Origin of the sequence: Arenibacterium halophilum, from assembly GCF_005938225.1 — a bacterium.
GTDB classification, from domain to species: domain Bacteria; phylum Pseudomonadota; class Alphaproteobacteria; order Rhodobacterales; family Rhodobacteraceae; genus Arenibacterium; species Arenibacterium halophilum.
In genome coordinates, this window is sequence record NZ_VCPC01000001.1 from 1323009 (window position 1) to 1332581 (window position 9573).

The 9573-nt window shown below is 63.7% G+C and carries 14 protein-coding genes; 4 read left to right on the forward strand and 10 right to left on the reverse strand.

The features are described 5' to 3' along the window. Nucleotide 1: 1 nt before the first annotated feature. From rpsH to FGK64_RS06465, 9 genes are all read right to left on the reverse strand, one after another. On the reverse strand, nucleotides 2-394 hold the full coding sequence (rpsH, locus tag FGK64_RS06425; protein WP_138862928.1) for a 30S ribosomal protein S8: 393 nt from the start codon (nucleotides 392-394) through the stop codon (nucleotides 2-4). Between the two features lie 12 nt (nucleotides 395-406). Further along, nucleotides 407-712 carry a 30S ribosomal protein S14 gene (gene rpsN / locus FGK64_RS06430; protein WP_138862929.1) on the reverse strand — a complete coding sequence of 102 codons (306 nt, stop codon included), beginning with the start codon at nucleotides 710-712 and terminating at the stop codon, nucleotides 407-409. A gap of 21 nt (nucleotides 713-733) precedes the next feature. Beyond that, nucleotides 734-1297 carry a 50S ribosomal protein L5 gene (rplE, locus tag FGK64_RS06435; RefSeq protein WP_138862930.1) on the reverse strand — a complete coding sequence of 188 codons (564 nt, stop codon included), beginning with the start codon at nucleotides 1295-1297 and terminating at the stop codon, nucleotides 734-736. Then, the gene (gene rplX, locus FGK64_RS06440; RefSeq protein ID WP_138862931.1) at nucleotides 1290-1601 is read right to left on the reverse strand and encodes a 50S ribosomal protein L24; all 312 of its coding nucleotides are present in this window, start codon (nucleotides 1599-1601) and stop codon (nucleotides 1290-1292) included. Before rplX ends, rplE begins: the two co-directional genes overlap by 8 nt. Next, nucleotides 1601-1969 carry a 50S ribosomal protein L14 gene (gene rplN, locus FGK64_RS06445; protein ID WP_007118848.1) on the reverse strand — a complete coding sequence of 123 codons (369 nt, stop codon included), beginning with the start codon at nucleotides 1967-1969 and terminating at the stop codon, nucleotides 1601-1603. The genes rplX and rplN overlap by 1 nt, the downstream gene beginning before the upstream one ends. Nucleotides 1970-2038: 69 nt before the next feature. Further along, nucleotides 2039-2284: a 30S ribosomal protein S17 gene (rpsQ, locus tag FGK64_RS06450; RefSeq protein ID WP_138862932.1), complete on the reverse strand. Its 246-nt coding sequence runs from the start codon at nucleotides 2282-2284 to the stop codon at nucleotides 2039-2041. Nucleotides 2285-2296: 12 nt separating this feature from the next. Then, nucleotides 2297-2503 carry a 50S ribosomal protein L29 gene (gene rpmC, locus FGK64_RS06455; RefSeq protein WP_138863083.1) on the reverse strand — a complete coding sequence of 69 codons (207 nt, stop codon included), beginning with the start codon at nucleotides 2501-2503 and terminating at the stop codon, nucleotides 2297-2299. A 235-nt stretch (nucleotides 2504-2738) separates the two neighbouring features. Then, on the reverse strand, nucleotides 2739-3395 hold the full coding sequence (locus tag FGK64_RS06460; RefSeq protein ID WP_138862933.1) for a YiaD family glycine zipper/OmpA-like lipoprotein: 657 nt from the start codon (nucleotides 3393-3395) through the stop codon (nucleotides 2739-2741). Between the two features lie 123 nt (nucleotides 3396-3518). After that, nucleotides 3519-4379: a methylated-DNA--[protein]-cysteine S-methyltransferase gene (locus FGK64_RS06465; RefSeq protein ID WP_138862934.1), complete on the reverse strand. Its 861-nt coding sequence runs from the start codon at nucleotides 4377-4379 to the stop codon at nucleotides 3519-3521. Between the two features lie 119 nt (nucleotides 4380-4498). On the opposite strand from FGK64_RS06465, the gene nth reads away from it, so the two are divergent. From nth to FGK64_RS06480, 3 genes are all read left to right on the forward strand, one after another. Further along, nucleotides 4499-5143, forward strand: a complete 645-nt coding sequence (nth, locus tag FGK64_RS06470; protein ID WP_138862935.1) for an endonuclease III — start codon at nucleotides 4499-4501, stop codon at nucleotides 5141-5143. Further along, the gene (locus FGK64_RS06475; protein ID WP_138862936.1) at nucleotides 5140-6129 is read left to right on the forward strand and encodes an adenosine kinase; all 990 of its coding nucleotides are present in this window, start codon (nucleotides 5140-5142) and stop codon (nucleotides 6127-6129) included. Before nth ends, FGK64_RS06475 begins: the two co-directional genes overlap by 4 nt. Before the next feature lie 68 nt (nucleotides 6130-6197). Further along, complete coding sequence (locus FGK64_RS06480; protein ID WP_246057684.1) at nucleotides 6198-6734, forward strand: GNAT family N-acetyltransferase; 537 nt, start codon at nucleotides 6198-6200, stop codon at nucleotides 6732-6734. Between the two features lie 87 nt (nucleotides 6735-6821). Here the strand turns inward: FGK64_RS06480 and FGK64_RS06485 are convergent, their stop codons facing one another. Further along, nucleotides 6822-7313 (reverse strand): RNA pyrophosphohydrolase, encoded by a 492-nt coding sequence (locus tag FGK64_RS06485; RefSeq protein ID WP_138862938.1) that lies wholly within the window; start codon nucleotides 7311-7313, stop codon nucleotides 6822-6824. Between the two features lie 135 nt (nucleotides 7314-7448). Here FGK64_RS06485 and FGK64_RS06490 point away from each other — a divergent pair, with 135 nt between their 5' ends. Then, nucleotides 7449-9476, forward strand: coding sequence for an NADPH-dependent 2,4-dienoyl-CoA reductase (locus FGK64_RS06490; RefSeq protein WP_138862939.1), 2028 nt, complete (start codon nucleotides 7449-7451; stop codon nucleotides 9474-9476). Nucleotides 9477-9573 lie beyond the last annotated feature (97 nt).

The following is a 9573-nucleotide window of genomic DNA, read 5'->3' on the forward strand; positions in this document are numbered from 1 at the left end:
CTTAGAATACGGTGCAGAGCACTTCGCCGCCAACGTTGGCCGCGCGTGCGTTTGCATCCGACATCACGCCCTTGGGCGTCGACACGATCGACACGCCCAGACCCTGACGGACCTGCGGAATGTCGCTGACGCCCATGTACACGCGGCGACCCGGCTTCGAAACCCGCTTGATTTCGCGGATGACCGGAATGCCTTCGTAGTACTTCAGGCTGATTTCGATCGCGGGGTGACCATCGGCGCCCGTGACCTTTTCATAGCCGCGGATATAGCCTTCGTCCGCCAGCACATCCAGCACCCACGCCCGCAGCTTCGAGGCCGGGGTCATGACGGTGGATTTGCCGCGCAGCTGGCTGTTGCGGATACGGGTGAGCATGTCTGCGATAGGATCGTTCATCTCTTGCCCTCCTTACCAGCTGGACTTGACCATGCCGGGAATCTGGCCTGCGGAACCAAGTTCACGCAGCGCGATCCGGCTGATCTTCAGTTTGCGATAATAGGCGTGCGGACGGCCGGTCAGCTGGCAGCGGTTGTGCAACCGGGTTGCCGAGCTGTTGCGGGGCAGCTTCGCCAGCTTCAGGGAAGCGCGGAACCGCTCTTCCATGGGCTTGCTCTCGTCGTTCACGATCGCTTTCAGCTCGGCACGCTTGGCGGCGTATTTCTCGACCAGGCGCTCGCGCTTCTTTTCGCGTTCGATCATTGCTTTCTTAGCCATGTCTACTAATCCTTTCCGCGCTTACGAGTTGAAGGGCATGTTGAAAAGCTTCAACAGCGCCTTGGCTTCTGCGTCGGTGTTCGCCGTGGTGGCGATGACAATGTCCATACCCCAGACTTCGTCGACTTTGTCGAAGTTGATTTCCGGGAAAACGATGTGTTCCTTCAGGCCCATGGCATAGTTGCCACGGCCGTCGAACGATTTGCCCGAAACGCCGCGGAAGTCGCGGACGCGGGGCAGTGCCACCGTGATCAGACGATCGAGGAATTCGTACATGCGGTCGCCACGCAGCGTCACCTTGGCACCCAGCGGCATGTCTTCGCGAACGCGGAAACCGGCGATGGATTTCTTGGCCTTGGTGATGACGGCGCGCTGACCGGCGATGGCGGTCAGGTCTTCCTGAGCCGATTTCGCCTTCTTGCTGTCACGCACGGCTTCGGCGCCAGCGCCGATGTTCAGAACGATCTTGTCCAGACGCGGGATCTGCATGTCGTTCTTGTAGCCGAATTCTTCCTTCATCGCGGCACGGATCGTGTCGTTGAAGGCGGCCTTCAGGCGCGGGGTGTACTTGGCAGTATCAAGCATCGATCACGTCCCCCGTGGTCTTAGCAAAACGCACTTTCTTGTCGCCTTCGATCTTGAAACCGACGCGGGTCGGTTTGCCGTTGGCGTCGATCAGGGCCAGGTTGCTCAGGTCGATCGGCATGGCCTTGGGCAGGCGGCCGCCCTGGCTGGTCTGGCTTTGACGGGTGGCGCGGATGGCGATGTTGATCCCGTCTACCACGGCCTTGTTGGCCTTGGGGTCGACGCTGGCGATCGTGCCTTCCTTGCCCTTGTCCTTGCCGGCAAGAACGATGACCTTGTCACCTTTGCGGAGTTTCGCGGCCATTACAGCACCTCCGGAGCAAGCGAGATGATTTTCATGAAGTTCTTGGCGCGCAACTCGCGAACCACCGGCCCGAAGATACGGGTGCCGACCGGCTCGTTGTTGTTGTTCAGGATGACAGCCGCGTTCCGGTCGAAGCGGATGGCGGTGCCGTCGTCACGACGAACTTCTTTTGCGGTGCGCACGACGACGGCCTTGCGGACGTCACCTTTCTTCACGCGGCCGCGCGGGATGGCTTCCTTGACCGAGACGACGATGATGTCGCCAACGGACGCATACTTGCGCTTGGAACCACCCAGGACCTTGATGCACTGAACACGGCGAGCGCCGCTGTTGTCAGCAACATCCAGATTGGTCTGCATCTGGATCATATGGTGTCTCCCGACCTTTGGGGGGCCTTGCGGGCCTTACCCCCAGGGTTTCGATTAAACTGTTGGCGCTTACGCCTCGGTGGTTTCCGAGGTCAGCACTTCCCAGCGTTTGGTCTTCGATTTGGGCGCGCATTCGATGATGCGCACGGTGTCACCCACCTTGAAGCTGTTGGCCTCGTCATGGGCACGGTACTTCTTGGATTTACGGATGGTCTTCTTCAGAACCGGATGGGTGAAACGACGTTCCACCAGAACGGTCACGGTCTGGGCGTTGGCGTCGCTGGTCACGGTGCCTTGCAGGATACGTTTGGGCATCTTTCGGGCTCCTTATTCCGACGCAGCCGCCGAGGCGGCCTTTTCGTTCAGCACGGTCAGAACCCGTGCCGCGTTGCGACGCGCAACCTTGATTCGCGCTGCATTCTCCAGCTGGCCAGTGGCCTGCTGAAAGCGCAGGTTGAAGCTTTCTTTTTTCAGATTGGCCAGCTCTTCACGAAGCTGATCCGGCGTCTTGTCACGCAGTTCCTTGGCGTTCATCGCCTTCGTCCTTTCCACATCACCGGAGAGCCCCCAAAGGGTCACCCTGAGTCCGATGGAGTTCATGATGAGCGGCTCCACTACTCTGACGCCGCCCGCAAAGCAACCCCTGATCGGGCCATCCTAAGGGGAATCCCCCATCAATGGCGCGCGGGCCGGGATTTTTGGCCCTGAAACGCAAATCCCCGGGCGCGATGGCCCGGGGAAACGCGGTTAACAGCCCTTCTGCCGGCAATCAGCGGTTGGGAAGAATCACGATCTCGACCCGGCGATTCTGTGCCCGGCCCTCGGGCGTCAGGTTCGACGCGACGGGCGTGTTTTCCCCCTGCCCGATCGTCATGATGCGGCTGGGCGACGTGCCCGAGTTCATCAGCACGGTCGCCACGGCCAGCGCGCGGCGTTCTGACAGGTCCTGGTTATAGGCGGCCTCGCCGGTGTTGTCGGTATGGCCCACCACCTGCACGGTAGAGTTGGGATAGGATTGCAGGCTTTGCGACACGGCGCGCAGGTCCGGCGTCAGCGCGGGGCTGACGGTAAAGCTGTCGGTCGCGAACAGGATGTCCTGCGGCAGGGTCACGATCAGCCGGTCGCCGGTGTTGGTGATGCGCACCCGGTCGTTGCCCATGCTGGCGCGCAGCTCGGCCTCTTGCTTGTCAAGCTCGGTGCCGACAAGGCCGCCCGCCACGCCGCCCAGCACGGCGCCCGCAACGGTCGCCTTGGTGTCGCCGCCGGTCAGGTTACCGACCACGGCGCCAAGGCCTGCGCCCAGCAGGACACCCTGATTGCGGTTGCGGTTTGGATCCGCCGGATCGCCCAGCATCCCCGGATCGGTGCAGGCCCCAAGGGTCAGCATGCCCGCGACAGCGGCAATGGTTGCTTTGGTGAATGTCATGTCGAAACCTGTTCGTTGCATCGCCCGAAGCCCGGGCTTTGCCGCGTGATACCACCGCCGCGCGCCGCGGCGCAGCCTTTATCGCGCGCAATCGGCGGCAAATCGCCGGAACGTGATCGCGCGCTAAGCGTCGGCGCGGGTATCCTCGCGGGCCGACTCCCACGCCAGCAGCGCCCGTTTCACCGGCAACCCCCAGTGATAGCCACCCAAGGCGCCGGATTTCCGCAGCGCCCGGTGGCACGGAATAAGCCAGCTGATCGGGTTGCGCCCCACCGCCGTGCCCACCGCGCGCACCGCCTTGGGATGGCCGATGGCGCCCGCGATTTCCGAATAGGTCGTCACATGCCCCGAAGGGATCGCCAGCAGCGCCTCCCACACCTTGATCTGGAACGGCGCACCGATCAGGAACAGCGGCGCGCGCTCCAGCGCGCCCTCACCCGCACCAAAGGCGGTCAGGACCCAAGGCCGCAGCATCATCGGGTCTTCGACATAGTCGGCCTTGGGCCAGCGCGCGGTCAGATCTTCCATCGTCGCCTCGGCGGTGGTTTCCGCCGCAAAGCCGATGCCGCAGATGCCGCGCTTGGTGCCCATCACCAGCGCGGGGCCAAACGGGCTCTCGAACCAGCCCCAGTATATCGTCAGCCCTCCGCCGCCCTTGGCGAAGTCTCCGGGGCTCATCGCCTCCCACCGCAGGAACAGATCGTGCAGCCGCCCTGACCCTGACAGCCCCGTCGCAAGCGATGTCTCGAGCGTGGTAAACCGCTCGGCCAGCAGCGCCTTGGCATGGCCCAGCGTCAGGTATTGTTGATACCGCTTGGGCGACACTCCGACCCAGGCCGAGAACAGGCGCTGAAAATGCGCCGGGCTCATGTCCATCCGCGCGGCCAATTCGTCCAGTGTCAGGTTGCCGCCTGCGTCGATCTCGTCCAACGCGCGGCGCATGACATGATAATGATAGCCGTCTTCCGTGGTCTGAATGTTCATCGCCGGGGTCTCCTTTCTACGCAAGATAGCGCGCCCGCCCCCGCCCCTGCGACCCGTTTCATGAGCAAAGGCGCATTTCCCGTTGCGGCGCGACCTGCGCCACGGCATTAAGGCCCGCGATGGCAAAACAGCTAAATTACCACACGATCCGCGAGATCTTTACCCGCTTTCACGCAGCCGAACCCGAACCCAAGGGCGAGCTGGACCATGTGAACGCCTATACGCTTGTCGTGGCCGTGGCGCTTTCGGCGCAGGCAACGGATGCGGGCGTGAACCGCGCGACGGCAGAATTGTTCAAGATCGCCGATACACCGCAAAAAATGCTCGACCTTGGGCTCGAGGGTCTGACCGAGCACATCAAGACGATCGGCCTGTTCCGCCAGAAGGCCAAGAACGTCATCAAGCTGTCGCAGATCCTGGTCGATGACTATGGCGGAGAGGTGCCCAATTCCCGCGCTGCGCTGCAATCGCTGCCCGGCGTCGGGCGCAAGACGGCGAACGTGGTGCTGAACATGTGGTGGCAGCAGCCGTCGCAGGCGGTGGATACGCATATCTTTCGCCTTGGCAACCGCTCGGGCATCGCGCCGGGCAAGACGGTCGAGGCGGTGGAACGCGCTATCGAAGACAATATTCCCGCCGATTTCCAGCTGCACGCGCATCACTGGATGATCCTTCACGGGCGTTATACCTGCGTGGCGCGCAAACCTAAATGCCCCGCCTGCCTGATCAAAGACCTGTGCCAATTCGAGGAAAAGACCCTATGAAACCCTATGATCTGGTCGGAATCGGCAATGCCGTTGTCGATGTGATTTCCCAGGCCGACGACAGCTTTCTCGACCATATGGGCATCGAGAAAGGCATCATGCAGCTGATCGAGCGCGACCGCGCCGAGGTGCTTTACGCCGCCATGCAAACGCGGGTCCAGACACCGGGCGGATCGGTCGCCAATACCATCGCGGGCGCCGGGGCACTGGGGCTGGACACCGCATTTATCGGGCGCGTGAATGACGACGCGCTGGGGCGGTTCTATGCCGACGCGATGAACGACAACGGCATCGACTTCGTGAACCCGCCGGTGGCGGGCGGGGCGCTGCCGACTTCACGCTCGATGATCTTTGTCGCGCCCGATGGCGAACGCTCGATGAACACCTACCTCGGGATTTCGTCAGAGCTCGATTCCGGGGACGTCCCGAACGAGGTGGCAGGCCGCGCGGCGATCATGTTCCTCGAAGGCTACCTGTTCGACAAGGACAAGGGAAAAGCTGCGTTCCTCGAAGCCGCGCGCGACTGCCGCGCCAATGGCGGCAAGACCGGCATCGCGATCTCTGATCCTTTCTGCGTCGAACGCCACCGCGCCGATTTCCTGTCGCTGATCGAACACGACCTGGACTTCGTAATCGGCAATGCCGCCGAGATCCGCTCGCTGTTTGAAACCGACGACACGGAAGAGGCGATTGCCAAGACCGCCGCAATCTGCCCGCTGGTGGTCTGCACCCGCTCGGGCGATGGGGTGACGGTTGTGGCAGGTGACACCCGAATCGACGTGGATGTGACCGAAGTCGTGCCGGTGGATGCCACCGGCGCGGGCGACCAGTTCGCCGCCGGGTTCCTGTTCGGCATGGCCCGCGGGCTGGATCTGGAAACCTGCGCGCGCATCGGCTGCGCTTGCGCGGGCGAGGTGATTTCGCACATCGGCCCCCGCCCCGAGGCCGACATGCCTCAGTTGCTGCGCGACGCCGGGCTGCTGTAATGGCGCTGGAGCCGGGGTTTCACGCTGTCCCACCCGGGCATCTGGCAACTGTCGTCACGGATCTGGAGATGACCGCGCCCCCCGCGCGAGGCGCGACAGTGGCTCTGCCTGACGGGATCGATCTGGCGCGCGTGCGCCGCCCCGATGTCGTCTGGTACAGGGAACTGTTCAGCCGGGTGGGTGGGCAGGACTGGCTCTGGGTGTCGCGGCTGAAGATGCCGCAGCCGGACCTTGCCGCGATTCTGGGCGATGAGAATGTCGAGGTCTACGTCCTGCGCCAAGGCGATCTGGCGGTGGCCTTGCTCGAGCTGGATTTCCGCGAATCCGGCGCCTGCGAAATCGCATTCTTCGGAGTAGCGCCCGATTTGACGGGGACCACGGCCGGCCGGTTTCTGATGAGCCATGCGATTGACACGGCTTTCGCCCACGACGGCATGGCGCGGCTGCATCTGCACACCTGCACGATGGATCATCCCCGCGCGCTGGCCTTCTATCGCCGCAGCGGGTTCACCCCCTGGCGGCAACGGGTCGAGGTGCTGCCCGATCCGCGCCTGACCGGCGATCTTCCGACAGATGCCGGGCCGCATATGCCGGTCTTTGCGTGACCTAAGCCGCAGCGGGCGCCGGGGCTGCGGTTGGGATTCGCGTATTCTTGCCGAAAAGAAACAGGGACGCGGGGATCAGAGCAGGCGTCAGAGCTGCGCAAGCGCGGGGGTGAATTCGGCCAGCACCCGTTCGTACACCTCGCGTTTGAAGGGGACGATATTGGCGACGAGGTCGGCGTGGGGCAGCCATTGCCATTCCGAGAATTCCGGATGCTCGGTGTTGATGTTCACGTCGGCATCTTCGCCTGTGAAGCGCATCAGCACCCATTTCTGCTCCTGCCCGCGAAAGCGGCCTTTCCAGATGTTTGGCACCAGGTCGTGCGGCAGGTCATAGGTTAGCCAGGCTTCGGTCTCGGCGACGATTTTCACCTTGTCGGGGGTCAGACCGGTTTCTTCGCCCAGCTCGCGCAGCGCCGCCTGTACCGGGGTTTCGCCCGCGTCGATGCCGCCCTGGGGCATCTGCCAGGCGTCGGTGTCGCGGTCGCGGCGCTGACCGACGAAGATCGCGCCCTCGGCGTTGGCCAGCATCACGCCGACGCAGGGGCGGTAGGGCAATTGGGCAATCTGCTCGGGCGTCATGTCGGGCACCTTTCATGGAAACGCGCGCCCGTGGTGCCGCAAGCGGCGCGCGCAATCAACCCCGTTACGCGGCGTTTCAGGTGACAAGCCGGCCCCGCCCCGCAATCCTGCGTGTGTCATATGAGGGAGCGACACATGGCCACCTATCCGCATCTTCTGTCACCGCTGGACCTTGGGTTTACCACGCTGAAGAATCGCGTGCTGATGGGGTCCATGCACACCGGGCTGGAAGAAACCGGCGACTGGAACCGGGTGGCGGAATTCTATGCCACGCGGGCGCGCGGTGGCGTGGCGCTGATGGTCACCGGTGGCATTGGGCCGAACCTTGAAGGCTCGGTCGCGCCGGGGGCGGCGATGATGACCAGCGACACGGACGTGAAGAACCACCGCGTTGTCACCGACCGTGTACATGCGGCGGGCGGCAAGATCGCGATGCAGATCCTGCATGCCGGGCGCTATGCCTTTGGTCCGAAGTGCGTCGCGCCCAGCGCGGTGAAATCCCCCATCTCGCCTTTCCCGCCGAACGAGCTGGACGAGGCCGGAATCGAAAAGCAGATCGCAGACATCGCAGAGGCCGCGCGGCTGGCGCAGCAGGCCGGTTATGACGGAGTCGAGGTGATGGGATCGGAGGGGTATTTCATCAACCAGTTCATCGTAACCCACACCAACAAGCGCACCGACGATTGGGGTGGCTCTTACGAAAACCGCATCCGCCTGCCCATCGAGATTGTGCGCCGCGTGCGCGAGGTGACGGGGCCAGAGTTCATTATCATCTATCGGCTCTCGATGATCGACCTTGTGCCCAATGGCTCGACCTTCGACGAGGTGGTGCAGCTGGCGCAGGCCATCGAGGCGGCGGGCGCCACGATCATCAATACCGGCATCGGCTGGCACGAGGCGCGGATCCCGACCATCGCCACCAGCGTGCCGCGCGCGGCCTTTGCCTGGGTTACGCAAAAGCTGATGGGCAAGGTGGGCATTCCCGTCATCACCTCGAACCGGATCAACACGCCCGAAGTGGCCGAGCAGGTGCTGGCGGATGGCTGCGCCGATATGGTGTCGTTGGCGCGGCCGATGCTGGCGGACCCGGATTTCGTGGCGAAGGCCGAGCGCGGCGCGGGCGAGATGGTCACGCCCTGTATCGCCTGCAATCAGGCCTGTCTGGACCATACATTCGGCGGCAAACTGACCTCCTGCCTTGTGAACCCGCGTGCCTGTCACGAAACCGAACTGGTGGTCGCGCAGACGCAATCGTCCAAGCGCATTGCCGTGGTGGGGGCAGGCCCGGCGGGGCTGTCGACCGCGCTGACGGCGGCCGAACGGGGCCATGAGGTGACCCTGTTCGAGAAGGACAGCGAGATCGGCGGCCAGTTGAACCTGGCCAAGCAGATCCCGGGAAAAGAAGAATTCCACGGTCTGGTCGACTGGTATCGCCGTATGGTCGCGGCCAGTGGACTCACTCTGCGGCTGGGCACAGTGGCCAGCGCCGACGACCTGGCCGGGTTCGACGAGGTGGTGATCGCCACCGGTGTACGCCCGCGTGATCCCGGCATTCCGGGCAGCGATGCGGCCAATGTTGCCAGTTATATCGACGTGCTGCGCGGCAACGTTGCCCCCGGCAAACAGGTGGCCGTGATCGGCGCAGGCGGAATCGGCTTTGACGTGGCCGAATTCCTTGTGCACGAGGGCACCAGCCCGACCGAGGACCTGCCGCTATGGATGCGCGAATGGGGCGTCGCGGACCCTGCAGCCCATCGCGGTGGTCTGGCCCCCGAAGGCCCCACGCCCGAGGAGCCGGCCCGTGATGTCACCCTGTTGCAGCGCAAGAAGACCAAGCATGGCAAGGGGCTGGGCAAGACCACCGGCTGGATCCACCGCGCGGCCCTGAAGATGAAGGATGTGAATTTCGTCGGCGGTGTAAACTATGAACGCATCGACGCCGACGGGCTGCACGTCAGCTTTGGCGAGGCGCGCGAGACGCCGACCGTCATCGCCGCCGATACCGTGGTGCTGTGCGCCGGACAGGAGCCCGAACGCAGCCTCGCCGATGCCCTGATCGCGCGCGGGATAACGCCGCATGTGATCGGTGGGGCCGACGTGGCGGCAGAACTGGACGCCAAGCGCGCCATCGATCAGGGCACCCGACTGGCAGCTGCGCTCTAGTCAGGTTCCCGAGATTGTCGCGTGATTGGCAAGAATCTGCCAACTGCGCCAAGACCCTCTAGGATTCCGCAACGGAATCCCGGAAGGTCTGCGCGTC